This window comes from Prevotella sp. E9-3, assembly GCF_022024015.1.
In the GTDB taxonomy this organism is placed as follows: Bacteria; Bacteroidota; Bacteroidia; order Bacteroidales; family Bacteroidaceae; genus Prevotella.
Genome location: NZ_CP091786.1, coordinates 3,600,961 through 3,627,391, shown reverse-complemented (window position 1 = coordinate 3,627,391; position 26,431 = coordinate 3,600,961). Strand labels below are relative to the sequence as shown.

Annotated in this window: 23 protein-coding genes and 1 tRNA gene; 22 read left to right on the top strand and 2 right to left on the bottom strand. The window is 45.5% G+C overall.

The window, feature by feature from the left end; all coding sequences use genetic code 11:
* Window positions 1-38: 38 nt before the first annotated feature.
* The 5 genes from L6475_RS14090 (at window position 39) to L6475_RS14070 (ending at window position 3,242) form a co-directional block, all read left to right on the top strand.
* A complete protein-coding gene (locus tag L6475_RS14090) occupies window positions 39-581 on the top strand; it encodes a hypothetical protein (RefSeq protein ID WP_237821115.1) in 543 nt (180 codons plus the stop codon).
* 354 nt (window positions 582-935) lie between these two features.
* Window positions 936-1,760, top strand: a complete 825-nt coding sequence (locus L6475_RS14085) for a hypothetical protein (protein WP_237821113.1) — start codon at window positions 936-938, stop codon at window positions 1,758-1,760.
* Between the two features lie 142 nt (window positions 1,761-1,902).
* On the top strand, window positions 1,903-2,058 hold the full coding sequence (locus L6475_RS14080) for a hypothetical protein (RefSeq protein ID WP_237821111.1): 156 nt from the start codon (window positions 1,903-1,905) through the stop codon (window positions 2,056-2,058).
* A gap of 184 nt (window positions 2,059-2,242) precedes the next feature.
* Window positions 2,243-2,902 (top strand): hypothetical protein, encoded by a 660-nt coding sequence (locus L6475_RS14075; RefSeq protein ID WP_237821109.1) that lies wholly within the window; start codon window positions 2,243-2,245, stop codon window positions 2,900-2,902.
* A gap of 255 nt (window positions 2,903-3,157) precedes the next feature.
* Window positions 3,158-3,242: transfer RNA gene (locus tag L6475_RS14070), tRNA-Leu, on the top strand.
* Window positions 3,243-3,352: 110 nt separating this feature from the next.
* Here the strand turns inward: L6475_RS14070 and L6475_RS14065 are convergent.
* Entirely contained in the window at window positions 3,353-3,625 is a 273-nt protein-coding gene (locus L6475_RS14065; RefSeq protein WP_237821107.1) for an HU family DNA-binding protein, read from the bottom strand.
* A 227-nt stretch (window positions 3,626-3,852) separates the two neighbouring features.
* Here L6475_RS14065 and L6475_RS14060 point away from each other — a divergent pair, with 227 nt between their 5' ends.
* The 11 genes from L6475_RS14060 to L6475_RS14010 all read left to right on the top strand — a co-directional run bounded on the left by L6475_RS14060 (window position 3,853) and on the right by L6475_RS14010 (window position 16,816).
* Entirely contained in the window at window positions 3,853-4,710 is an 858-nt protein-coding gene (locus tag L6475_RS14060; protein WP_237821105.1) for a rhomboid family intramembrane serine protease, read from the top strand.
* Complete coding sequence (locus L6475_RS14055) at window positions 4,707-5,792, top strand: endonuclease/exonuclease/phosphatase family protein (protein ID WP_237821103.1); 1,086 nt, start codon at window positions 4,707-4,709, stop codon at window positions 5,790-5,792. Before L6475_RS14060 ends, L6475_RS14055 begins: the two co-directional genes overlap by 4 nt.
* Before the next feature lie 99 nt (window positions 5,793-5,891).
* Complete coding sequence (secDF, locus tag L6475_RS14050) at window positions 5,892-8,918, top strand: protein translocase subunit SecDF (protein WP_237821101.1); 3,027 nt, start codon at window positions 5,892-5,894, stop codon at window positions 8,916-8,918.
* Window positions 8,919-9,037: 119 nt separating this feature from the next.
* Window positions 9,038-9,688: a M15 family metallopeptidase gene (locus L6475_RS14045; protein ID WP_237821099.1), complete on the top strand. Its 651-nt coding sequence runs from the start codon at window positions 9,038-9,040 to the stop codon at window positions 9,686-9,688.
* A gap of 125 nt (window positions 9,689-9,813) precedes the next feature.
* Window positions 9,814-10,449: a ribonuclease HII gene (locus L6475_RS14040; protein WP_237821097.1), complete on the top strand. Its 636-nt coding sequence runs from the start codon at window positions 9,814-9,816 to the stop codon at window positions 10,447-10,449.
* Window positions 10,450-10,710: 261 nt separating this feature from the next.
* Window positions 10,711-12,024: an ATP-binding protein gene (locus tag L6475_RS14035; protein ID WP_237821095.1), complete on the top strand. Its 1,314-nt coding sequence runs from the start codon at window positions 10,711-10,713 to the stop codon at window positions 12,022-12,024.
* Window positions 12,025-12,426: 402 nt separating this feature from the next.
* Window positions 12,427-12,630, top strand: a complete 204-nt coding sequence (locus L6475_RS14030) for a helix-turn-helix domain-containing protein (protein WP_237821093.1) — start codon at window positions 12,427-12,429, stop codon at window positions 12,628-12,630.
* A 131-nt stretch (window positions 12,631-12,761) separates the two neighbouring features.
* Complete coding sequence (locus L6475_RS14025; protein ID WP_237821091.1) at window positions 12,762-13,736, top strand: hypothetical protein; 975 nt, start codon at window positions 12,762-12,764, stop codon at window positions 13,734-13,736.
* A 43-nt stretch (window positions 13,737-13,779) separates the two neighbouring features.
* Complete coding sequence (locus L6475_RS14020; protein WP_237821090.1) at window positions 13,780-14,463, top strand: outer membrane beta-barrel protein; 684 nt, start codon at window positions 13,780-13,782, stop codon at window positions 14,461-14,463.
* 40 nt (window positions 14,464-14,503) lie between these two features.
* On the top strand, window positions 14,504-14,971 hold the full coding sequence (locus L6475_RS14015) for a hypothetical protein (protein ID WP_237821088.1): 468 nt from the start codon (window positions 14,504-14,506) through the stop codon (window positions 14,969-14,971).
* A gap of 102 nt (window positions 14,972-15,073) precedes the next feature.
* A complete protein-coding gene (locus tag L6475_RS14010) occupies window positions 15,074-16,816 on the top strand; it encodes a phosphoethanolamine transferase (RefSeq protein WP_237821086.1) in 1,743 nt (580 codons plus the stop codon).
* Between the two features lie 916 nt (window positions 16,817-17,732).
* On the opposite strand, the gene dgt is transcribed toward L6475_RS14010, so the two are convergent.
* Window positions 17,733-19,202, bottom strand: coding sequence for a dGTP triphosphohydrolase (gene dgt, locus L6475_RS14005; RefSeq protein WP_237824182.1), 1,470 nt, complete (start codon window positions 19,200-19,202; stop codon window positions 17,733-17,735).
* Window positions 19,203-19,350: 148 nt separating this feature from the next.
* On the opposite strand from dgt, the gene L6475_RS14000 reads away from it, so the two are divergent.
* The 6 genes from L6475_RS14000 (at window position 19,351) to L6475_RS13975 (ending at window position 26,417) form a co-directional block, all read left to right on the top strand.
* Complete coding sequence (locus L6475_RS14000) at window positions 19,351-19,863, top strand: hypothetical protein (RefSeq protein WP_237821084.1); 513 nt, start codon at window positions 19,351-19,353, stop codon at window positions 19,861-19,863.
* Complete coding sequence (locus tag L6475_RS13995; protein ID WP_237821081.1) at window positions 19,860-21,740, top strand: hypothetical protein; 1,881 nt, start codon at window positions 19,860-19,862, stop codon at window positions 21,738-21,740. The genes L6475_RS14000 and L6475_RS13995 overlap by 4 nt, the downstream gene beginning before the upstream one ends.
* Window positions 21,741-21,758: 18 nt before the next feature.
* Window positions 21,759-23,246 carry a hypothetical protein gene (locus tag L6475_RS13990; RefSeq protein WP_237821079.1) on the top strand — a complete coding sequence of 496 codons (1,488 nt, stop codon included), beginning with the start codon at window positions 21,759-21,761 and terminating at the stop codon, window positions 23,244-23,246.
* A 118-nt stretch (window positions 23,247-23,364) separates the two neighbouring features.
* Window positions 23,365-23,805 carry a dUTP diphosphatase gene (dut, locus tag L6475_RS13985; protein WP_237821077.1) on the top strand — a complete coding sequence of 147 codons (441 nt, stop codon included), beginning with the start codon at window positions 23,365-23,367 and terminating at the stop codon, window positions 23,803-23,805.
* A gap of 36 nt (window positions 23,806-23,841) precedes the next feature.
* The gene (locus L6475_RS13980) at window positions 23,842-25,569 is read left to right on the top strand and encodes a tetratricopeptide repeat protein (protein WP_237821075.1); all 1,728 of its coding nucleotides are present in this window, start codon (window positions 23,842-23,844) and stop codon (window positions 25,567-25,569) included.
* Window positions 25,566-26,417, top strand: coding sequence for a DUF4292 domain-containing protein (locus L6475_RS13975; RefSeq protein ID WP_237821073.1), 852 nt, complete (start codon window positions 25,566-25,568; stop codon window positions 26,415-26,417). The genes L6475_RS13980 and L6475_RS13975 overlap by 4 nt, the downstream gene beginning before the upstream one ends.
* Window positions 26,418-26,431 lie beyond the last annotated feature (14 nt).

The following is a 26,431-nucleotide window of genomic DNA, read 5'->3' as shown; positions in this document are numbered from 1 at the left end:
CCAAAATTTTCAAAATAATGGCCAAAATTCAAACAATTTTGGCCATTATTTTTTTCAGCTTTTCAATAGTTCTTCTTTTATCTTGCAAAGAAGACGATCCAATTAGTCATCGGTTCCCCTGCCGTTTTCGTTTTAATGTGCAGGGCCATGAAACAAGTATCATTTTCTCTGCCTGTCGCTCTGCAGGAACCTATGTCTATATTTATACGCGGGTTGACAACCACGGCCTTCGCCATGTGCTGGCACAGAGCAACAGCGGTAAGCCAGGCGAGGAAGACAACCTCATCACCACCGACAAGGAAAACAACTACCAGGCCTACATGCTTGGAGCCAGCAACGAGATAGGACTCATTGTTGGCCACACCAATTTCAACGGGCTTACTGCCTACGACCGCATCTGCCCCAACTGTCCGGCATTGCTGCCCCTTGTATGGACAGGCAACCGCCAGCAGGTGCTATGCAGCAAATGTCACCGCACCTACGACCTTGAAACCGGAAATATCGTGAGTGGCGACGATGGCGACGCCCTCCTTCGCTACAACGCCATGTTCGACGAGAACGCCCTCGTGGTGGGCAACTGATGCCTGTTCGTATATCTGCAGCTGTCTGAGCGGCATCTACGGCAGCCTGTGCGGAGAGCGAAAATTGCGTATATCTGCGGATACAATCCGCAACAACTATACGAAACTTAAAAAGGGGAGCAATGTCCCGTTCCTTAACCATAAATTCCATTGATGCTACCCAACAATATCTCAAAAACCACCGAAACCTTCACCTGGCTTGAGCCTGGCACCTGGCGCAAGCCCTGCATTGTTCATGTCACGATGGTTGCCAATTCACGGCAGCCCTTGTTCGGCAAGCTTGCGCATGATGGCACTGCGGCCGTCATAGAAAAGACGCCTATTGGCTGGGCACTTATCAATCAGCAGCGAAAAATGCTGGAGCTTTGCCCCGAGATTCGGATTCTTGCCGACAAAGTGATGCCGAACCATCACCACATGGTGCTGCATGTGCAGCGGACAATGCCCCGAAGCATCAAACAGGTGGTGCGCGGCTATATGCAGGGCTGTAAGGAGGAGGCACGCCGACTCGGATTCGTTGAGAACCTGTATGACGGGCCGCCCTTCTATCGGGTGCTTACCCATAAAGGGCAGTTGCATGTCATGATTGAATATGTGAAAGCGAATCCTGAACGCGCCTGGCAGCTTAAACAGAACCCCAATCTCTTCAGTATGCATCGCAAAACGGAGGTGCAAGGCTTATATTTCACGTCTATGGGCAATCATTTCTTGTTGAACTGGCCCGACAGACAACTGGTGGAGATGAGCAGAAGTGCCAGTGAGAATCTGATGGAGGAACGGCTGCAATCGGTGCTGGCAGCAGCGCATAATGGGGCCGTAACCTATACGGCAGCCATCAGTAATGGCGAAAAGAGAATTGCCAGGGTTGTCCGCGAGCATGGTTTCCCTTTGGTGGTCCTTTTGAACGATGGCTTTCCGGCTGCAGGCTCACCTCAAGAGCGTTTCTATAAGCCAGACGGCGTGTATTTCGAGGCGTGTTCAAAAGGCCGCCTGCTACTGCTGGAGCCAGAAAAGAGCGCATTTGAAAATCCAGATGTAATGAAGGCTACCGAGGAGGCTTTGCGGCGTAAAGCCGAGATGAAGCACTTCAATTATACCCCAGTTCCGTTGACCTCGAAGCGTTACAAGTTCGTGGCCTTGAATGAGATGGGGCGCATGCTGACATCTTTGATTTTTTAAAATATTATTGAGAATGCTCTTGTGGTGGGCAACTGGACTTCTAAATAAGGTTGGATAACTGTATATGCAAAAACTATTTTTTGTTCTATTATTATATTCTTTATTGTTGTCATGTTCAGATAGGGAACGTGTGCTTATGCAAATGACACAGGTAGATAGTCTCTATCAGCATTATGAGTCATTGGCTGATGATAGCATTATGCCGTTTGTCGTGTCGTGGATGGATAATCGTGGTAGTTGCAATGAGCGTATGAAAGCACATTATCTGCAAGCTGCTGTGAATGATGATTCAGGATAAGTTTACTGTTCCTACACTTTTTAAACAAACAAAAGAGTTTTATGATTCATATCCCTATAAATATTGGGATGCTCGATTGGATTTCTATAGAAATAACCATCTTAATTGGTGGCTTTGGTGAAATGAATTATGCTTCTAGCATATTATTTATTAATTTTGCATATAAAATATAAAGCGATAAGAAATGAAGAGATTTATTTTAGACAAGCTAAACGCTTTTTTGTCCGTTTTGGGTTTACGCAACAATATAGAAGAACCATATCTTCCTCCCTTTAAGCCCGTTTTGCCAGATAGTAAAGTGGTTGCTTGGCTTTTATCAGGAGTTGACGCCGAGTATATGTATGGTTCGCGAGAAGAGACGCCAGGACTGTGTCCTGCTTGTCATAATACAGTAGAGAAACTACCAGACTTGGATTATTATGTCCCAAGAACGAATCATTTTCAAGAGACCTATGATGGTTTTGTAATAGTAAGTGAGAAGTTCAGAATGTTCTGTAAAGTCCAGCATTTTAATAATGTCCGTTTTATTCCGCTTCGGAGTCCTGGCGGTTTTTATATACTTGAGACAGACGATATTCTCGAAGTTAATGAAGAGTATTCTGATATGCCTTATGATGGTGAACTATGTCCAGTTTGTGGAACTCATGAATGGCATGGTTTGCGAATGATTTATAGTAAAAACGACCTGAGTGATGATGATAACTTTTTAAAAAGGCCTTCAGGTATGTTTGGGCCTGACTGGCGAAAAGGTTACGAGTTTGTTGTTGGTAAGAAAACAGCTACGCTGATGAAAAAGTTTGGATTAAGAGGCATATATTTCCATGAAGTGTACTATCACGCATAATATACAGAACTATTATGGAAAAGAAAAAAAGAGTAGTGACGAAAATCGGGAACATCTTTTGCGTGGAATAGAAAACCAGATAAGTGCTATGTCTCCAAGAAGTGAACTCACGTCAATCGTTTAGGATTAGCATTAATTTCCCTACCAAACGGTTTCTGATTGATGATTGGAAAAACACTGTCTGATGAAAAAAATGGGAAAAGGTTTGGCTGTTCCGAGAAAAGACTGTACCTTTGCAACCGTCTTACGCACTGGGCCGCGATGGTGGAATGGTAGACACGAGGGACTTAAAATCCCTTGACCAGAAATGGTTGTGCGGGTTCGAGTCCCGCTCGCGGCACAAGACTTGCAAGGCAAGAAATGACGCATAGGGACGAAAGTTCCCGCTCGCGGCACAAAAAACGCTCCCTCTTTCGAGGGAGCGTTTTACTTTGAATAGGTTGGTTAAGATTAGTTCAGGGCGTCAGCCAGCTCAGCACCAGCCTTGAACTTAGCTACCTTCTTAGCGGCAATCTTGATCTTAGCCTTTGTGGCGGGGTTGATACCCTCACGAGCGGGACGCTCGTTAACAGCGAATGTGCCGAAACCAACGAGAGCAACCTTGTCACCTGCGATGAGGGCTTCCTTAATAGCTGCTACAGTAGCGTCAAGAGCCTTCTTTGCGTCAACCTTAGAGAGACCAGCACCAGCTGCAATCTTCTCAACCAATTCAGTCTTGTTCATAATGCTTTTTAATGTTTTAAAAGTGTGAAAATAAAGTTGTTTGCTTAAATTCTGTCGCAAATATAAGATAAAGAATTCATTAAACAAACAAAAAACACGAAAAAATGCATTTTTTCATAAAAAAAACTTTGAAAAGCCCAAAAATAGTGCATAAAGAGAGATATTTTTAGTAATTTTGCCCCCCAAACGCTATAAGACGTTAATTAACAAAAGAAAGGAAAAATATCGTGTTTCAGAAGATACCTACTATTACTAAAAATCTGCTCATCATTAATGTTTTAGCCTATCTGGCAACGACGGTTTTTGAGATGAGGGGCATCAATCTTAATATTTGGGGCGGACTGCATTTTTTCTTGTCGCCCTATTTCCATTTGTTCCAATTTATCACCTATCAGTTTTTGCATGGCTCGTTCACGCATCTGTTCTTTAATATGTTTGCGCTATGGATGTTCGGCTGTGTGATTGAACGGGTGTGGGGACCGAAGAAATTCTTGATCTATTATCTGGTGTGCGGTATTGGTGCCGGACTGTGTCAGGAGGTTGTTCAGTTCCTGATGGGCAGCTACAGTCTGACCATCGGTGCATCGGGAGCCGTCTATGCCATTCTGCTGGCTTTCGGTATGACTTTCCCGGAGGAGCGTATTTTTATCTTCCCGCTGCCTGTGCCCATTAAGGCAAAATGGTTTGTAATGATTTATGCCGCCATTGAGCTGTTCTCGGCAGTAAACTCTGCTGGTGACGGTGTGGCCCACATGGCTCATCTGGGCGGTATGTTCTTTGGTTTTATGATGATACGCTATTGGCGCAGACATCCCAGTATCGACTATAACCTGGGTAGCGGACGACAGTTCTTTGAGAATATGAAATGGAACTTCGACCAGCGCACGGCCCGTCGCAAGCAGAATGAGAATACCACGACACCGCCCCGTGAGAATCCTCAGCAGATGGATATGGAATACAATGCGCGCAAGCAGCAGCGCCAGGCCGAGATAGATGCCATTCTTGACAAAATCAGAAAGAGCGGCTATGACAGTCTGACCAAAGCCGAGAAGCAACGGCTGTTTGAAGCCAGTCGTGAACAATGATCAAGCACCTGAAGTCTTTCCTACTGAACCTGTTGGCAGGGGCCAATGTGGCCACTGTGCTGTTGCTGTTGGCAGTGGCCTATAGCGACCATCTGAATCCTGTGGAATATCCCTTGATGGCCTGTGCGGGTATGCTGATACCGTTCTTTCTGATGGCCAATCTGATGTTTGTTCCTTTTTGGGTACTGTTCAGTTGGAAACGCTTGCTTATTCCTGTTTTGGGTTTCCTCCTGGCCTATCCCGCTATTCGCGTTTATATGCCGTTGCACGGACAGGATGCTCCGCCAGAAGGCTCGCTGAGAATAGTGTCCTATAATGTGTGCATATACGGTGGAAACTATAAGTATGAGCATGCCTTTGACACCATCTTTACCTATCTGAAAGCGCAACAGGCCGATATTGTGTGTATTCAGGAAGACCGGCACGTACCTTTCTCCGACTACGAGCGCTATTTCCCCTATAATGATACCACTCAGGTAGCCTATGCCCCAACGATAGGGTATAATTACGTGGGCATACACACGCGCTTCCCTATTTTGAAAAAAGAAAAGATAGAATACGACTCGCGCACCAACGGGTCGGTGGCTTACTATCTGAATGTGAACGGTGATACTATCATCGTGATAAACAATCACTTAGAGAGTAGTCATCTGAATAGTAAAGACCGCAACCGCTACGAGAAAATGATAAAGGGCGGCATGGGGCGCGACACGGCAACCACCGAGACGGTGATGATAGCGGGAAAACTGAGCGAAGCAATGGCTATAAGGGCGGTGCAGGCCGACAGTGTGCACAGCTATGTGGAGCGTCACAAACAATACCCCATCATCGTGTGCGGTGACTTCAACGACACCCCCATCTCGTATGTGCGAAGGAAGATGGCCGAAGGACTGACCGACTGCTATGTGGAGTCGGGGAGGGGACCGGGACTGTCTTACAACAGGCGAGGATTCAACTTCAGGATAGACAATCTGATGTGTTCCTCACATTTTAAACCGCACGCGTGCGAAATTGACAGCAAAATGGACGCCAGCGACCATTATCCGCTGCTTTGTTGGCTCGAAATACGGGAAAATCCTTAAAAAATGTACAATAATAGGTGATAAATTTTCCGAAAAGGAGAAAAATAACTATATTTGCAGGCTAATTTGTAATAAATCAGTAAAATAACATAAAAAACAATGCAAAACAAAGGATTAGTTAAGACGATTGCAGTGGCACTTGTGCTCATCTGCTGCTTCTACCTGTCCTTCGGTTTCGTGACCCGACATTACGCAAGTAAGGCCGAGGCCATGGGCGAAGCAGGTGTGGAGTATCTCGATTCGCTGAAGAACGAGAAAGTTTATCTCGGCATCTACTCACTGAAGCAGTGCCAGGAAATGGAAATCGGCCTCGGTCTGGACCTGAAGGGTGGTATGAACGTAATCATGGAGGTGTCAGTACCCGATGTTGTTGACGTTCTCGCTGACCACAAGCAGGATCCTGCCTACCAGCAGTCACTTGCTGAGGCAAAGAAAGACGAAGAGACCAGTCAGGACGATTTTATTTCACTGTTCATCAACCGCTGGAAGCAGAACGGTCAGGGTCGTCCCTTGGCTGCTATCTTCGCTACTCAGCAGATGAAGGGCAAGGTAAGCACCCAGTCGAGCGATGCAGAGGTTGAGAGCGCTATTCGCGCCGAGGTACAGTCGGCTATTGACAATGCTGAGAACGTGGTTCGTCAGCGTGTTGATAAGTTTGGCGTGGTTCAGCCCAACATTCAGCGTCTGGAGGGTCAGTCACGCATCATGGTAGAAATGCCTGGTGTGAAAGAGCCTGAGCGTGTTCGTAAGCTGTTGCAGGGTTCTGCCAATCTGGAGTTCTGGGAGACCTACAACTCACAGGAGATTGTTCCCCTGCTGGCTCAGTTGAACAACCGCTTTGCTGCCGTACAGAGCAACGCACAGGCTGCTGAGAGCAACGATTCAGTTGCTGCCGAAGTAGCTGAGGTGGCCGATACCACCGCTGCTGACACCGCTTCTGCTGCTGCAAGCGCTTTCACTGCCAAACTGAACAAAGCTGATAAGGCTGCCGACAAGGCTGAAGCCCTGAAGCAGAACCCCCTCTTTGCTGTGTTCCAGCCCGTACAGGGTCAGGGCCTGGCTATCGTAGGTTATGCTTTGGCACGCGATACTGCCGATGTAAACAAAGTGATCTATTCAAAGGTGGCTGCTGAGATTCTTCCTGCTGAGCTGAAGCTGCGCTGGGGTGCTAAGGCCGAGGATTTCGGTACCGGTTCTCATGGTGACGTGTTCGCTCTCTATGCACTGAAGATCACCGAGCCCAATGGTCGTGCTCCACTGGAAGGTGACGTAATCACCAGCGCTAAGGACGACTTCGATCAGATGGGTCATCCTTCAGTATCAATGGAAATGAACAGCGATGGTGCCCGTCGTTGGAGCCAGATTACCAAGATGAACATTGGCAAGGCCGTAGCTATTGTGCTCGACGATGCCGTTTACTCTGCTCCCCGTATTCAGAACCAGATTGATGGCGGTCGTTCACAGATCACCGGTAACTTCACCATTGAGGATACCAAGGACTTGGCCAACACGCTGAACTCTGGTAAGATGCCTGCTCCTACCCGTATCGTACAGGAAGAGGTTGTAGGTCCTTCACTCGGTGCACAGTCTATCCAGCAGGGTATCATCTCATTCGGCGTAGCTTTCCTGCTGCTGATGATCTACATGATCCTGCTCTACGGATTCATCCCCGGTATCATCTCTGATATCGCACTGCTCTTCAACCTGTTCTTCACTCTGGGTATCCTTACCTCGTTCCAGGCTGCACTGACCATGCCAGGTATTGCCGGTATCGTGCTGACACTGGGTACTGCTGTGGACGCCAACGTGCTGATCTACGAGCGCACCAAGGAAGAACTTCGTCGCGGACTGAATGTAAAAGAAGCCATCACAAAGGGTTACTCTAACGCTTTCTCGGCTATCTTCGACTCTAACTTCACCTCACTCATCACCGGTATCATCCTGCTCTACTTCGGTACAGGTCCTGTGAAGGGCTTCGCTACCACCTGGATTATCGGTATTGCCGTTTCGTTCTTCACCGCTGTGTTCATGACCCGTCTGGTTTATGAGAACCGTATGAAGAAAGACAAGTGGCAGAACCTGACCTTCACCACCGGTTTCTTCGTGAACAAGATGTTCGTGAACACCAAGGTGAACTTCATGGCTAAGTTCAAGGCCAGCTTCCTTGTATGGGGTGTCGCTGCCGTAGTATTCATCGGCTTCCTGTCAACTCGCGGTCTGAGCCGCAGTATCGACTTCACCGGTGGTCGCAACTACGTGGTAACTCTCGACAAGGAGAGCCATGTTGAGGATGTGCGCGCTGCTCTCGACGGTGCTTTCGTTAACACCATCGGCGATAAGGCCGGTCAGCCCGCCAACACCAGCGTGATCGCTCTGGGTACCGATGGCAAGACCATGCGTATCTCTACCAACTGGGATATCGAGTCAAACAATCCTGAGGTTGACGACCAGGCTGAGAACATCCTGTTCGAGACTCTCACCAAGGCAGGCTTCGTAAGTCAGTCAAATATTGCCGACTTCAAGAACCCCGACGTTCGCGAGGGTGGTTCAATCATCTCTTCGGCTAAGGTAGGTCCTTCAGTGGCTAAGACCATCACCTACGGTGCTATCATCTCGGTGATCATCGCCCTGATTGCTATCTTCATCTATATCTTCGTACGCTTCCGCAACCTGTCGTTCTCCGTAGGTGCTATCGTTGCTCTGGCTCTTGATGCACTCGTAGTATTGGGCTTCTACAGCGTATGCTGGGGTTGGTTGCCCATGTCACTCGAGATTGACCAGGTGTTCATCGGTGCTATCCTGACCGTGATTGGTTACTCTATCAACGATAAGGTGGTGGTATTCGACCGTATCCGTGAGAACATTAACCTCTACGGAAAGCGTGACCCTCAGATGATTTTCAACGATTCTCTGAACCAGACACTGGCTCGTACCATCAACACCTCTGTGACCACGTTCCTTGTGCTGGCCATCATCTTCGTGTTCGGTGGCGACAGCATCCGTTCGTTCTCATTCGCAATGATTCTGGGTGTTGTATTCGGTACCCTGTCTTCAATTTTCATCGCTGCTCCTGTTGCTTACCTCACCATGGGTAAGACCATCAAGGAAGAGGAAGTGAAGGCATAATAGCCGATACAGTCTATCTGATAAATAAATAGGTGATGCCTTCTCGGCGTCACCTATTTTCTTCAATAGAGGAAATTAAGCAAAACAGATAAGTAACTTCATTCATTGTGCAAAAGAATATGTGCAGAACAAAAGATATTTATATGGTGCGTAGATTCGTCTTTCTAATGTCGATGCTGTTTTCTGTATTCGGTTTCGCGAAGGCACAGGAGCCTTTCTCTGTCAGTATGCTCAGCGATAGCGTGTTTGCAACCATGCGAGGAAAAAGCTATCCTGAAGGATGCACCATTGAAAGAAGCGACCTGCGCTATCTTGTTGTGATGCACTATGATGCAAAAGGGCGGATACACAAAGGCGAACTGGTGTGCAACAAACTGATTGCCGACGACCTTTTGTATATTTTCAAGAAACTCTATGAGGCGCACTATCCCATTGAGCGCATGCAACTTATTGACAACTATGGGGCCAACGATGAACAGTCGATGGCGGCCAACAATACCTCTTGCTTCTGTTATCGTGTGGTGAATGGGTCAAAGAAACTGTCGAAGCATGCACTGGGAATGGCCATTGACATCAACCCACTTTACAATCCATGCGTGCGCGGTAAACGGGTACAGCCCGAGAAGGGACGCCGTTATGCTTTACGTGCGCGTACATTTAATTATAAAATAGAGAGAGGCGATCTCCTGTGGCGTCTCCTCACCGAGCGTGGTTTTACATGGGGAGGTTCCTGGCGTTCAGTAAAAGACTGGCAGCATTTTGAAAAATAAGACTCCAGAAGAGCGCTTTTGGATGTCTTTAAATAGAATATTGTCTGACTGAAAGTTTTGTGTTTTCAGTTTTCTTCTATACTTTTGCACCAGAAGAAGGAAACACCGGAAATTTTCAGTCAGATATGTTAGAAAGTCATTTCTATGATGGCCTTGTTGAGGCCGGATGCGATGAGGCCGGACGCGGTTGTCTGGCAGGTGCAGTCTATGCGGCAGCAGTAATCCTGCCACCCGACTATCAGAATGCGCTGTTGAACGACTCCAAACAGCTCACCGAGCGTCGCCGCTATCAGCTTCGCACCGAGATAGAGCGTGATGCAGTGGCATGGGCAGTAGGCATCGTCAGTCCCGAGGAGATTGATCAGATCAATATCCTCAACGCCTCCATCCTGGCCATGCACCGGGCATTAGACCAGCTCGCCGTTCGTCCGCAGGCCATCATCGTTGATGGCAATCGCTTCAAACCGTACTACCCCCCTCTTTCTGAGGGGAAGAAGGAGGCACTCCCTCATACCACCATTGTGAAAGGCGATGGAAAATATCTTTCCATTGCTGCCGCCTCTATCCTGGCCAAGACCTATCGTGACGACTATATGAACCGCTTGGCCGAGGAATATCCCCAGTACGACTGGCTGTCCAACAAGGGCTATCCCACCAAGAAGCACCGTGCCGCTATCAAGGAATTTGGCATCACTCCCTACCACCGCCGCTCCTACAACCTGTTGGGTGACGGCCAGCTTTCGTTCGATTTCGGGGAATAATGTTGCTCACATGAATAAGATTATTTTCATTTCCATATACTTTTTCAGTTAAGGTCAGGCAAGATGACTTTTTCCCTCATAAAATTGGCAAGAATGGTATAACTTTCCCTCATAAAATTGGCAAAAGTAGTCTGACTTTCCCTCATAAAATTGGCAAAAACGGTACAACTTTCCCTCATAAAATTGGCAAATTGTTTGGTGGTTATCCTTTAAAAGCGTATCTTTGCAGCAAAAGTCAGTCTAAGATAATCTACACGTTATATGAAAAGGAAACTTTATGACTCTCTTGTCGAATGGAAGAACGACCCTTATCACAAGCCATTGGTGTTGGAGGGAGCACGTCAGGTTGGCAAAACATGGCTTCTAAAAGAGTTCGGCAAAAATGAATTTGCAAATCTCGTATATGTTAATTGCCACGATGATGAGCGGATGCAAAATCTGTTTCAGCAGGATCTGCATGTTGAACGTATTTTGCAGTCACTTCAAGCGTTCACAAATCAGTCGATTGTTCCCGGGAAAACCCTTATTTTCATTGATGAGATACAAGAGGCTCATAGAGGACTGGATAGTTTGAAATATTTTTGTGAGGATGCTCGTGAGCAGCATATTGTTGTGGCAGGCTCGTTGTTAGGAGTAACTCATAGACCTGGTGAGTCCTATCCTGTGGGTAAAGTTGATCTACTACATCTATATCCCATGACCTTTGAAGAGTTTCTTTGGGCAAAGGGTGAAGAATTATTAGCTGAAAAAATCATGTCTTGCGACTGGGCTGTAATGAGTGACCTCGACAGTAAAATCCAGGAATGTCTTAGGCAGTATTATTATGTGGGCGGAATGCCTGAAGTGGTTCTTCATTATACAACCAATGGTGATATTAAAAAGGTCCGTAAAATTCAGAACAGTATTCTCAGTAACTATGATAGTGATTTTGCAAAACATGCTGGCAGCGAGACAGAACGAATAAGATTGGTCTGGAAGAGTATTCCTGCACAATTGTCTAAGGAAAATAAAAAATTTATATATGGGGCTGTTAAGCCAGGAGGCCGTGCGCGTGATTTAGAATCTGCTATTCAGTGGCTTATTGATGCAAAATTGGCATTTAAGGTGCATCGTTCTAATAAACCTACCATGCCATTAAGTTTTTACGAAGATTTCAATGCATTTAAACTCTTTGCTCTTGATGTTGGACTTTTAGGAGCAATGGCAAATGCACCAGCAAGTCTGATGCTGACCAGTAACGATGTATTTAAGGAATTTAAAGGGGCGTTTTCTGAAAATTATGTTTTTGAGCAATTGAGAACGTTTGACGACTTGGGTATTTATTATTTCAGTAAGGATAATTCTACTCAAGAAATAGATTTTCTTGTACAAACAGAAAAACGTATAATTCCTATAGAAGTGAAGGCGGAAGATAACCTGAAAAGTAAGTCGCTTAGCCAGTTCGTGACAGTCGATAATGCCGATAAACATTTGAAAGGTTTGCGTTGCTCCATGATGCCCTACATAGACCAGGGATGGATGGAGAATATTCCACTATTCAGTGTTATAGCATATATAAATAAAGAGTACAACTGAAACTTGATTTCGGGTAATAGTGCAGGTAAAACATAATTAACTTGTTAGAAAAAAAAGAACTAATATAATTTCTTTTTTTCAATTATTATCTATATTTTTGCAGAAACAACAAATGCCCAAGTATGTTAAAAGAATATCAACACTTTTTTAATCCTTAATTTTTTTGCCGATGAAATAGACTAAAGACTAAATACATATTGATAGAAGCGTCCGCTTAATTCTTGTTCACCAAATTCGCCAAATTTAAAGAACAACCCAGAGTAAAAGCAAGGATGCTCACGCCAATGGCGTGGGCTTTTGCTCGTTTAGGGTTGTAAGGTGTTTGGCGATACCAGGTGAACGTAGACGAAGTGAGAAGTCCACGTTTTTTTTATTTGTTGTAATCGCCTTTCACAAACAATTATGATACACATTGGCCAAGAAATCCGTAAACAAGTTGAAGAGCAGGGCAAAACGTCTGTTTGGCTCGCTCAAGAACTCGGCTGTCATCGTACCAATCTTTATAAGATTTATGATAAGCGTACAATCGATACCGGGGTGTTGCTACGTATCAGTCGCATACTAAATTATGACTTTTTTAACCTCTATACTGAGGAAATAGGATAATTATATTCCTAATTTTATTCCAAAGTGTAGCTGTTGTGACTACATGTAGTCCAAACGGATACACGTTTTACTATTATTTATTTAAGATTCGTTTACTTTTGCAAAACTAACCTTTAAATAATAGGAAATAGATGAATATAAAATACTTCCCTATTGCTTTTGCTCTTACTGCTACTGTTTTGTCAGTTTCGGCACAAGTAGATTACTCGGTAGTTACTGTTAATGAAGAATCTGGGCTTAACTTCACTCGTATTACAAGTGACAACGACTATGTCTGTATGCCCCAAGTGAAACGCAGTGGGCATAACGTCAATTGGTTGACGAATCGCATTCTCGATGTATCAGTAGATGGCAGTCAGTTGGCCTATTTGTCACGCCGAAATAATACTACAAATATTTTTATAAAAGATATTGCAAAGCAGGGCGCTTCCGTTCAGCGTACTAATCGTCAGGCAGTACTCGATTTCAGTTATTCTCCTGATGGTAAGTTTATCTGTTTTTCTGAAGCGAACGGAAAGTTGAATCAGATTTTCCAAACCAGCGCTACAAGTGGTTATGTGTGTCGACAGATTACCAGTGGTGCCCAGGACTATTCGCCTGTGTATTCTAATGATATGAAGGATATTTTCTTTGCCCGTCAGGAACGTAATGGTGTCAGCGTATGGAGTTACAGCATAGAGCGCAACTTCCTTTCAAGTTATTCAAAAGGCCTGAATCCTTTTCCTCTAAAAAATACAGCTGTTATTTGTACACGTTTCAATGCGGAAGGAAGAGGCGAAATATGGCGGGTAGATTATAATACTGGAGTTGAAGAGTGTGTGGTGAGCGATGCCAAGCGCAGTTTCAGTACACCAAGTGTGTCTCCTAATGGCCAGTGGATATTGTTCGTAGGCAGCAATGTGTTGATGAACGGCACGATGCCCTATGCCAATACCGATATCTTTGCCTGTAAAACAGACGGTACTCAGCTGGTTCAACTCACCTACCATGCTGCCGACGATTTGAGTCCGGTGTGGAGCCGTGATGGAAAGGCGGTCTATTTTATTTCCCAGCGAGGATCGGCAACAGGTGTGGCTAATGTTTGGAAAATAGATTTTGTATATTAATAATGACAGTTTTAATATTTAACAATCCTAAAATTTAAATCTTATGAAAACAAAATTCTTTTTGACGGCAGCTTTAGTGGCCATGAGCCTTTCTGCCTCTGCACAGTTCACTGACAATTCTGCATCAACAGCATCGGTTTCAAGTATCGGGAATAGTTCAGGTTGGGGATATGCCTATGTGGAATATAATCCACTGACAGTGAAAATTGACGAAAAGGGTGCTGACGATGTGTCAATGACTGCATTCTCTGCCGGTTATAGTCAGGCCTTCCCTGTTTCTCAGGGCATACCACTGTTCGTTGAGGCTGGATTGGGCTTGATGTATGCCAATAAGAGTGACTTTGATGATATTGATGATTTGGATTTCTCTATGGTATCAGCAAAAATACCTGTAAATATTATGTATGCTTTCAACCTACCCAATAGTGAAATATCCATTATTCCTTTTGGCGGCCTCACCCTGCGTGGCAATATCTCAGGTAAGTTCACTTACAAAGGAGGTAAGAAGGATAAGGAATATGATGTGTTTGACAAGAAGGATATGGAAGATATGGGTATGCTGGATGGCAAAGCCTGGAATCGTCTTCAGGTAGGTTGGCAGATTGGCTTGAAAGCTCGTCTTGGCAGTAGCTTCCTCGTTGGCCTGTCTTATGGCAACGACATGTCTGAGATTGCTAAGAAAACGACAATCTCTACCACCAGTCTTACAGTTGGTTTCGCTTTCTAATTGAATAAGCAATAGTTTAACTCATTAAAAAACTTTGATTATGAAAAAATTTTGGAGTTTATTTGCTTTGGTCATGATGACTGTAGCAGCAGTTACCATTTCTTCTTGTACAAAAGATGATGATGATAGTGACGATCCGCTGGAAGGAGAATGGTCTGGCACCATGACCGTTTCATCAAATGGCTATTCTGCCAGTGGTTCGGTTTGGATTGAGTGTGAAGACGGTGAGGGTGAGATGAATTGCTATATCAGTGGCTATGGCAATATGGGTGGAGATTTTACCTATGACTATGACGATGAAATCATTACCATCTATCCTGATGGAAAGAAGAAGGATGCTGTGGAGTACACTTATACTTATAATGAAAAGAAAGGCCATCTTAAGATGTATCGAACCTACATGGAAGATGGATACACCATTACGGAGACCCTCTCCCTTTATAAAGAGGAGGAGGACGATGATGATGACGACGATTCTTATTCTTACTCCTATAGATATACTTATTAAGAAATAGGATTCATCAAAATTTTTTTATTGATAATATAGATAACATTCGGGCATCTGCTTTGTGAAAAGCAGGTGCCTTTTTGCCGCAACGAACAATAGTATATGACTGACAACATATCTATGACTTTCCATCAGAAACGTACGCTTATCGGACTCCTTATGATGCTGATTGTAGGGCTGTTCTGTCTTAATACGTATGTGTCATGTATTGCACTTCATGTAATATGCCTGCTCACAGACATCCTCTTGATAGGGCTATTTTTATGGAAAACTCCAAGGCTTCTGTCTGCAACCCTGCGCATCTCTTTTGAAGTGGTAAGCTATGTTGCTGCTTTATATGACACGTTCTGTATATATCATTTTGGTGAGGGAATTACTCCCACCATGATTGCTTTCCTGTTTAATACCGATAGTCATGAGGTGGTAGATTTTCTGAATACCTATGGAGGAGAGTTTTTTACCGACTGGCATACTGATGTGCTCCTCCTATTGATAATTGGCCATATACTGCTGTCATGGAAGATAAGGAAGATAAGGCTTCCGTTTTTTCATTTTAGAAAATGTAAAAGATATGTATTGCCAGTTTATTGCCTGCTTGTATTTCTCGGCCTTGTCGTGTCCTGGCCCATACGCCGGCAGTACCTTGAACTGCTCTCCCAACAGAATCAAACCGATACCGAGGCACTTATCTTCCAAGGATATTATCAGAGTGCTTATGCACCACCTCTGAAATGGATTTTTGCTCATAAGTCATTGTTACTTGTTGACGATGAGATAGAACGACTGAAAGAGAGCACCTTCTGTACTCAAATAGACAGTTGTTCGCACCGTTCAAAGCATATTGTTGTGGTGATTGGCGAGAGTTATAACCGTCACCATTCACAGCTGTATGGCTATGCACTGCCTACTACTCCCCATCAGAAAGAATGGGCCGAAAAGGGAAATCTGGTAGTGTTTACCGATGTTGTGTCATCCTGGAACATCACTACAAATTCTTTTAATCAGTTCTTCTCGCTTCATCACTACGGGGCTGAACGCGTTTGGGCTGACTATCCGCTGTTTCCCATTCTTTTTCGTCATGCAGGGTACCGTGTAGCCTTTCTCAGTAATCAGTTTCGTAGAAAACGAAAATCAAAAAGTTTCAATCTTGCTGGTGGTTTCTTCTTGAATTCTTCTGCATTCTATCACGGTCTTTTTGATATATGCAACCATAAGAAGTCTCATAATGATTTGGAATTTGTGACGATGAATCTGCCGCTCATTTCAGATTGTTCAGCCTACAAATTAGATATCATTCATTTGCGCGGACAGCATTTTGAATATGAAAACCACTATCCTAAGGAGCAACAGTTCTTTAAGATTGCTGATTACCGCAATCGCCAACTGAATGATGAAGAAAAACAAGTCGTGGCCCATTACGATAATGCCACACGTTGGAATGATGTCGTTGTAGATGGCATCTTGCGGAACTATAAAGACAGTGATGCTGTTGTCATCTATTTAGCTGACCATGGCGAAGAGGTCTATGATGATCTTCCTGTAAAGGGACGTATTTACGCTACGCCTACAGCACGGCAGGCACGTCAGGAATTCGAGATTCCTTTCTGGATATGGTGTTCTTCAAAATATATTGACCAGCATCCTGACATCGTAGCCCAAATACGTTCGGCAGCCCGTCGTCCTTGGATTACTGATCGTTTGCCCCATCTGCTTCTATATCTTTCAGGTATATCGCATGCCGACTATGATGAACGGCTCTCACTGATTGGTCCTCAGAACGATGTGACCATACCAAGAATGATAGACGGCATTATTGATTATGATTCCTTGATGACAAGTAAGTAATGGACATCAGTTGTGTCCATTATTTGCTGAAAAAAGGAACAATCTGCGAATTCATTTTATCGAAATTTTTCTTGCTTACTGGGCTCAAAACTCGCGACAAATTCACCAAACGGAAAGTGGGACGGAAATACGCGAGTTTTGAAGAGTCTTGGCTGTTTTTAGAACTGCTTGAATATCAATCAATTGTAAGCATATTAATATTCTTCTGATATGCTCCAACAATAGCGCTTCTATTATGCTGCAATGGTACTTCAGCTATACTGCAATCACCATTCTATTGTAATGCAACCACCGTTCTATTGCAATGCAACCACCATTCTATTGCAGTATAACGGACGTTCTATTGCAGTGAAGAATAAGTGCTATTTCACCATAACAGTTAAACCAATTCCATCATATCATGAAAGAACACGCAAAAATATTCATTTTTCTATGAAAAAGCAGGAAAAAAGGGGTAAAATGGGTATTTTTCAGCTCCAAGCAAGGAGGTGAGAGTACAGATGGAGGGGGGGAAACAAGGGGTTCCCGTTCTAGATTGCGAATTTTATTTGTCTTGATTTTCGAAAAAAGGAGGTGGAAAAAGAGGAGAATGAGGGTTCGCCTACATATCCTGTATTTGTCTTACTTTGTATTACACTAAAACCTTCAAATTCCTGTGTGAATTGAAAGAAAACCAAAATAACCCATTTTATTTCACAAAATGAAAAACCCGGACCTACGGTCCTAAAAACCGCTGCGCAACAGCAAAGATTTTGAAACAAGATTTTTCGTCAGATTTTAAGCGGAGCGCCCCCAAAACTATTGGTCGTCGTTTCACTCCTCAAAATCGAACGAAAAATCTAAAGAGAAAATCTTTCAAAAATCATTTGGGGTATCAAAAATGGGTAGATGCTGGATGAAATTTATAAAAACATGCCTAAACGATAGGCAGTGAGATGCCGCAGATTTTTTGATAGACATCGAGGGCATAGACGTCGGTCATGCCAGAGATGTAGTCGATGACGGCCATGAGGCGTGTTTCAAGGTCGGGATGGGCGATGTCGTACTGACTGCTAACACGGCCGATGAGTTGCTGGGAGTAGTAGCGTTCGGGATGCTCTATGGCCTCTACCATCAGTTCCATCAGGGTGGCCATGATGCGATAACCGGACAGTTCCACATCGAGAACGGGCTGACTGCGGTAGATGCGATTACGAGCCACTACGGTACAGTCTTGGTAGGCCTTGCGGGGCACCTCGCTGATATGGTCGATGAGCGAACCGCTGAATGTTCCGGCCAGTATCTCCTCTTCGTGAAGCATGAAGGTGTTTACGCATTCGTTTTCCAGCAGACCGATGACGCAGGCACGCAGGTATTGTACTTTTTCGTTTGTATCGCTTAGTTCCTCTTCTTTGAAGCGCTTCAGGATATTCTCCTTGCTTGTTTCGCTGAAGAAGGAAAGCATGAGCTGTTCCGTTTCCTGATAGGAGAGGATTTTCAGTTTGAAGGCATCCTCCAGGTCCATGATCTCATAGCAGATATCATCGGCTGCCTCTACAAGGTAAACGAGGGGATAGCGGGAGTATTTTAACTGAGAGTTGAGAACTGAGAACTGAGAGGTATGATTAGTTTTGCTATTCAAGCTCTTGTCATGAGCAGCATTATGTTGATCAATATTTTCTTTTGAGTTCTTTTCATTAGCAGAGTAATCATACCTCTCACCTCTCAGTTCTAAACTCTCAACTGGCATTATGCCAAGCTCTTTGGCTATGCATTGGAAATTGGCGGCTTCGGTGGCAAAGAAGCCGAACTTGTTTTTCTTGCCTGCCAAAACCGATGAGTAGGGATATTTCACGATGCTGGCCAGTGTGCTGTAGGTCATGGCAAAGCCGCCTTGTCGGCGACCTTTGAAACTATGGGTGAGCAGGCGGAAAGCATTGGCATTACCATCAAATCGGGTGATATCGTTCCAGAAGGCTTCCGACACTTTTTCTTTCAGATAGGCCCCTTTACCCTCGGTGAAGAAAGTCTGAATGGCTTTTTCGCCACTATGTCCAAAGGGAGGATTGCCCATGTCGTGGGCCAGACAGGCTGTTGCCACAATCTGACCAATCTCGGCTACCATCGGACTCAGTTCGTCGCCATATTTCTTCAGTAATTGCCGATACACATCATTGCCCAGCGACATGCCTACGGAGGCCACCTCCAGTGAGTGTGTCAGTCGGTTGTGTACAAACACACTGCCAGGCAATGGGAATACCTGTGTCTTGTTCTGCAAACGGCGGAACGGGGCCGAGAAAATCAGTCGGTCGTAGTCGCGCTTGAACTCTGTTCTTACATCGTGTCGCTCCAGATGGCGATGCTCCTGGCCTAAGCGGCAGTTGGATATCAGTTGGTTCCAGTTCATCATGATGCAAATGCTTTGCTTTTTATTGCAAAGATACGAAATAATTGTAATTTCGAAATGCCTGAATGTCAAAAAACAGGCTTTTTTCTTGCAGTTTATGAAAAAACGTTTTATTTTTGCATTATACTACTAACTAATTACTTAAAATATGAGAAAATTACTACTTTGTTTCATTTACCTTTTTGCTTTGTTGCCATTTGTAACAATGGCCGAAGAGCGTCAAGCGCTAACCCTTCATCTAACCAATCAGACTAAGGTGCAGTTGGTGCTGCCCGAACAAAAACCCTATATCATAGTTGAGAATGGATTATTAATAGTTGAGTTTCGTAAAAATGCTTACGATACCGACTGGCAAAGATTGGAGTACAGCCGGGAGCAGATTGTCAATCTGGACTTTGAAGTGGTGGATTATGACGGTGTTGAAGAAGTTGTAGGTCAGGACAATATTGTGCGTTTTGACCTGACTCGCAAGTCTGTGGTTCGAGTAAGCGGTTTGCAGGACAAAGACCGTCTTCAGGTTGTCTCGCTCGATGGTAAAGCCATTCAGGTGCCTGTCAGCAGGCAGGATGGCGAGGCAATCGTTGATTTAAGTGGCCAGTCCAGTGGCTGCTATGTGGTGAGTGTTAACCGAGGTTTTACCTTTAAACTGATGAAGAAATGAAGACTCCGATAAGTACCCTGTCAAAGAAGTCAATAGTCCTGCTGTCGATGATGGCTGGCTGTTTTGTTACTGCCTCCGCCCAGCAGTACCTTGTTGTTGAAAACGACCAATTTGAAGGTATTGGTGGAAGCGTTCTTACTACTGAGGCTCTCTCAGTAGATAACATTGATAAGATTACCTATGAGGTCGATCCTGATTTCGACTCGAAACTGTTGCCTGGCATGCTAGCTGCCGATGCAAAGACCACTATTTTCAGTGCAGCCCTTCAGCTCACGGGTCTGGCTGATTCACTGAAGAAAGTCAAGTATCAGGGCTATTTCCCTCAAGACAATAGGTTTTACTATAAGAGCTATGTTAATAATGAAGTGGCCTGGTTTAATGAGCGCCGCCTTCATCAGTTTACCGTCTTTGTCGAGACTGATGACGTTTTTGCTCAACAGGGCATTACCAATATCGACCAGTTGAAAGCCTATGCCAAACAGGTGTATGATGTTGTTTATCCCGAGGATGCTTCGGTGAGCGATCCTACCGACCGCCGCAACTCGCTGAACCGTTTTGTGGCTTATCATGTGTTGTGTCACGGATCCAGCTATGACTATCTCACTGTCTATGATGGAAAAGGACTGGAGAATAGTTTTGACCGTAACCTAATGGACGTGTCGGCGTGGTATGCTACGCTTATGCCTCATGCTGCGTTGAAATGCTCCTATCCTGAGATTTCCGGAGCTGACAGAGGTATCTACCTGAACCGTCGCGGACTGAAGAATGGTGCCGATCGCTATGGTTATCAGAGTCGTGGAGCAAAAATCACTCTTGACGAAGCTCAGAACAGTTTCGACCACCCCTGTTTCAATGGCTATTATTTCTATATAGACCGCATTCTTACTTACGATCAGCAAGTACGTGACAATGTGTTGGGCGGTGAGCTGTGGCGAGTAGATTTCAAGACCCTCTCATCAGATATCATGAATAATTCCGTTGAGTTGCGTGGCTCTTATTATAATGATGATAACTTTAATACTCCCGATGATAGCTATTATCCCCGCAATGGTCGTAACTTTATCTATGACTGGAAATACTTAGAGAATATTAGTGCAAATCCAGAAGTACTGAATAGAGGATTGGTAGCGCGTCGTGCGCACAGTAATTTCTGGTCGTGGCAAGGTGATGAAATGAACTTATTTGGTCTTTTCGATTTCACCGTCAAACTGCCGCCGCTCCCAGTCGGCGAGTGGGAAGTGCGTATTGGTTTTTGCGCTCTTAATACGCGTGCCCCATTTGATGTGTATCTGAACGATGAAAAGACAATCGACTCTCTGGTTGCCTCACGTTTATATTTTGATGCTGAAATGTCGTTTTCAGAACTGCCTATTCAATTTGATGTTCTCGATTATATGCTTCGGCATTTTATCACGCTTAGTTCTCTGGAGGACAATTCGTACCTGCTGACCGACCTGATTACTGGCGAACAGATAATTGTTTGGAAGAACCCCTATGCTACGGCATCTAATCAGTTTTGGAATACTAACTTTACACTCACGGGACGTGATCCTGAATCGGGTAAAACAGTAAACTGGACCCAGCGAGCCAAGGAGTATCGTGAACAGGCAAAGATAGATTTTATCAACTCGCAGCCAAAACCGCTGAGGGGTCCGAAAGCTTGTCAGTTCTTTAATACCAGCTCTACCACCAGTTTCTCGCAATCCGACAACCTTGTGAGATATGTCCTGGGGCGTTTAGTCAGCGATGGCAAGAGCGACAATTATCTGCGTTTCAAGGCACGTGGCAGTGCCCGCAATCAATTAGAGTCCATGTTCGACTACTTTGAGTTTGTGCCCAAGGCAATTGTTGACAATACAGAAATACCTGAAGAGTAATTAAGGAGGAACAGCATTATGAATACAAGATATATTGTTTTTTTGATGGCTATGATGGCAGGCATGCTTACGGCCACATCTCAGGAAGTTGTGAAGGTTCACATGAAGGATGGTAGTGTGCATACTTACTATACCGGCGATAAGAATTACATCTATATGAGTTTCTGGTCATACCAACCCGACAACACTCATTATTCTGTCGATGTCGGTCACGACAACAACTATCAGAGTGTGTGGGATGTGAACGGCGTTGTTCATGCCAACAAACAGTATAATGCAGTGGTATATTGGACAAGTGATGCATCATATTGTCTTAATCCCGTTCACGGATTGTGCTTTGGCGAGAAACCCAACCTGTCGGTAGAAAACAGTGATGCTGTAGTGACCTATGATTATAATAATCAGACAAGTGCGATCTATGACGGTGGTAAACGCTATCTTTGGGGCCGTGAGCACTATATGGTGATTGGTTCCAAGCTGCTCAGCTTACAAGTACCGATAGCGGCGCCTGACCTTGATCCTAAGACGGTGTCGTGGGCTTCCGACTATTTGAAGCCCACAGAACTGGTTTTCGTCAGACGCGACACCGTGCGCAATATGGTGAAGTGTGCGCTGGAATATGGTAAGACCTATTATTATCGGCCCTATTTCAAAGGCATTGTCGATGGCTCTGACAAATATTTCTATGGTCCGGAGCACAGTTTCCGTGTGCCTTATGTGATGGCCGATTCCGACTATTATCCCACCCTCCAAGGTTCCTCAGATGCCATTGCCGATTTCCAGCAGTATTTCCCACAGGGCTATACTGTACCGTCATGGAACCAGATGGACTCTCTTTGGAACGTTTGGAGAGAAACCGCTGAAGGCAAGGCCGTTGACCTTTCTTCCGATATCTCTTCGATAGTCTTCGACGACGGCACCGGCTATCGTCTGAACAAGATTCCCCAGCAGTTCTATCAGTGGCTTAAAGGTCGTCAGATTGCTATAGATCCCTTGAAGGGCCTGGCCGAAGTATCTACTGTAAAGGCGCAGGGCGAAATCATTCCTGCTGCCGATGCCACAATGGTAAGGGGTATCGATGCTAAATGGGGAGTGCCGGGTAATAGCTATATGCTTTTTACACCTGTCTCAGCGACGGTCAACCCCATTGTCACTTTCCGTAGTGCAGAGGTGGTGCCAGGCACTCACTACAAGGTGGAAATTGTTTTTGCCCCGGAAACAAAGGAGCAGACCGCTGAGAATGCCGATGATTTCTTGCCTACGAAAGTGGTACTGACAACGATTGAACAGATCAATGGCAAGGACAAGTCAACCATTATCCCCGATGTAAAGGAAGTGTCGGGTACAGAAGTCACCACGCTCACCATTGACGACTTATGTATCAACTCCATGGAAATGAAGTTGCAGATTCAGACCTATGTCACAAGTAGTCAGATTTCTAATCATACCTATAATCGCATCCTGCGCATTGCCGGAATACGTCTCACCCCTCTTGCCAATCAGTAAGGGGGGCTGAGCCGTTTCTCGTTGTTGGGCATAACTATCTTAAAAAACGCATTTTTTTGCATCAAAAATAATGTAATTTCAACATAAATCCGTACTTTTGCAGAACATTTATATATAAATGCTCATGAAGATAAAAGTTGTGAACCGGGGGCACCAGCCGCTTCCGGCTTATGCCACCGAGCAAAGTGCAGGTATGGATTTAAGGGCTAATCTTACAGAGCCCATTGTGCTGAAGCCTTTAGAACGCCGTCTGATTCCTACAGGACTGCATATTGCCTTGCCCGCCGGTTATGAGGCGCAGGTGCGTCCTCGCAGCGGACTGGCCCTGAAGCATGGACTTACTGTGCTCAACTCACCGGGTACTATCGATGCCGACTATCGTGGCGAGATAGGAGTGGTGCTGATCAATCTTTCCCAAGAACCTTTTACTGTGAATGATGGCGAGCGTATCGCCCAGATGGTGATTGCCCGTCACGAACAGGCCGAGTTTGTGGAAGTCGAGGAGCTCGACGAGACAGAACGCGGAGAGGGAGGATATGGACATACGGGAGTGAAGTGAGGTGAGAACTGAGAACTGAGAGGTGAGAACTGAGAGGTGAGACGTTTTTTATTATATATCGGAATAATTGGATTGCTGGGTTGCGGATTGTCGGCTCGGGCAGATGACTATGAGCAGCGTAGAAAGTATGATGCCTATTTCATTGAGGCCATGCTGGAACGCCAGAAAGGCAGTCACGATGCTGCATTCAACCTGTTGGAGCGTTGCTTGCAGATAGACTCTACTGCTTCAGAGGCTTATTTCTTCCTGGCTCAGTATTATACCGAGATGAAACAGGCCGACAAGGCACTCGAATATTTTCAGAAGGCATCGCAATGCGATCCTGACAATACTACCTATATGGAGACACTGGCCCAGGCCTATGTGTCGAAGGAACGCTATGCCGATGCTGTCGGCGTGGTGGAACATCTCTATGAGGTGGATAAAAGCCGACAGGACTTGCTGGAAATGCTCTACCGTCTGCACCTGCAACAGCGCAACTATGAGAAAGCCATTGAGGTGCTGGACCGTATGGAACTTATCGACGGCAAGAGCGAACGCCTGTCGCTGTCGAAAAGCAGTCTCTACCTGCAGATGAACAATCACAAGGATGCTCTTGCCGAGGTGAAAGAACTGTCAGAGCGCTATCCTAATGACTTGAACTATCGTACACTCTATGCCAACACATTGATGATGACCGTTGGCGAGAACGAGAAAGCGCATAGGGATGAAGCCCATCGGGTGCTCACAGAGGTACTGGCAGAAGAACCCGACAACTATAGGGCACAGGCCACCTTGCGCAACTATTATCAGAACGAGCACGATACCCTCCGTGCCGATTCGCTGACCCGTAGCATCCTGTTGAATCCTGCTACAGCCCTTGAAGACAAAATCAGTATGCTGCGTCAGGAAATAGGCTACAGTGAGAACAATGGCGGCGACAGCACCCGTGTGCTGCAGCTGTTTCAGGAGTTGTTGTCACAGCCCAATCCGCAGGCTGATATAGCAGAATTCTGTGCTGCCTATATGAACCTGAAGAAGATGCCGCGCGACAGTATCTCGGCCATGCTTGAGATGGTGCTCCGCCTGGCTCCCGACAATGCGTCGGCACGCCTGCAGTTGGTGCAGTATGCATGGGAAGAAGAGAATAACGAACGCGTTGTAGAGCTATGTCGCCAGGCCCGTCAGTACAATCCCGACGAAATGGCGTTCTACTACTATCAGGGTATGGCTTTCTACCGCCAGGACGATCACGGCGATGCACTGGAAGCCTTCCAGAACGGTATCAGCGTCATCACCGAGGAGAGCAATCCCGCCATTGTGAGCGATTTCTATGCTGTGATGGGCGATCTGCTTCACCTGCAGGGTCGTCAGCGGGAGGCCTTCGAAGCCTATGACTCTTGTCTGGTGTGGCAACCCGACAATGTGGGCTGTCTGAATAACTATGCCTACTACCTCAGCGAACTGGGCATCGACTTGGACAAGGCCGAGCAGATGAGCCGTAAGGCCATCAAGGCCGAGCCACGCAATGGTACCTATCTCGACACCTACGCATGGATCCTGTTCATGCAGCAGCGATATGCCGATGCTTGTCCATATATAGACCAGGCCGTTCAGAACGATACGCTGCAGAGCGCAGTAATCCTTGAACATGCCGGTGATATCTATGCCATGTGCGGTGAGATTGAGAAAGCCGTCAACTACTGGCAGCAGGCCTTGGAGCAGGAGCCCAAGAACAAGTTACTTATCCGGAAAATTAAAAAGAAAAAATACCTCAAAAAATGAAAGCATTTCGTATTATCACGGCTGTTGCCCTGGCAGTAGTCATTGGCCTTTCTTCATGTGGCACTCACAAGAAAGTGGTGAAACCTGTTGAAGTATCAACCGATAGCATGACGCAGTCGGAGTTTATTGGCTTTGTCCATAATGCATCGTACCACAAACTGCTGTATGTGTCGTCGAAGGTGAAGTTCACTATCGAGGTGGGTCCGCAGAAAGTGAATCTTACGGGCAATCTGCGCATGAAGCGCGACGATGTGATTCGCCTGCAGCTGATGGCTTTCGGATTCGTTGAGGCCGCTCGCATGGAGTTCACCAAGGACTATGTGCTCTTTGTTGACCGTATCAACAAGCAGTATGTGAAGGCCCCCTATAAATATATTGACTTCTTGCGTCAGAGCGGAATCAATTTCAATACCCTTCAGGCCCTGTTCTGGAACGAGTTGTTCATTCCCGGAAAGTCATCACTCAGCAAGGGTGAACTGGAAGATTTCTCTGCCGACCTGGGTGGCGACGAGGCTATTATCTACCTGTCGCGCGGAAATATCAACTACAGTTGGCTTGCCAACCAGTCAACGGGTCGCATCAAGATGGCCAATATCATGCATCGCGATTCATACCGCGGCAATACCCAGCTGAACTGGAACTACCGTGTTATGGGTGCTCTTAACGGCAAGCCTTTCCCCAGCGACATGGAGGTGACGCTGACTACTCCGAAGAAGGAGGTGAAGATGAACATCAAACTGAACTATATGGGCACTGACGATGAGTGGGAAACACGTACCGAGGTGTCTGAGAAGTATCGCCAGGTAGAAATCGATGAATTGTTGCGCCGCATCATGGGTAGTTTCTAACCCATCATTTTAAT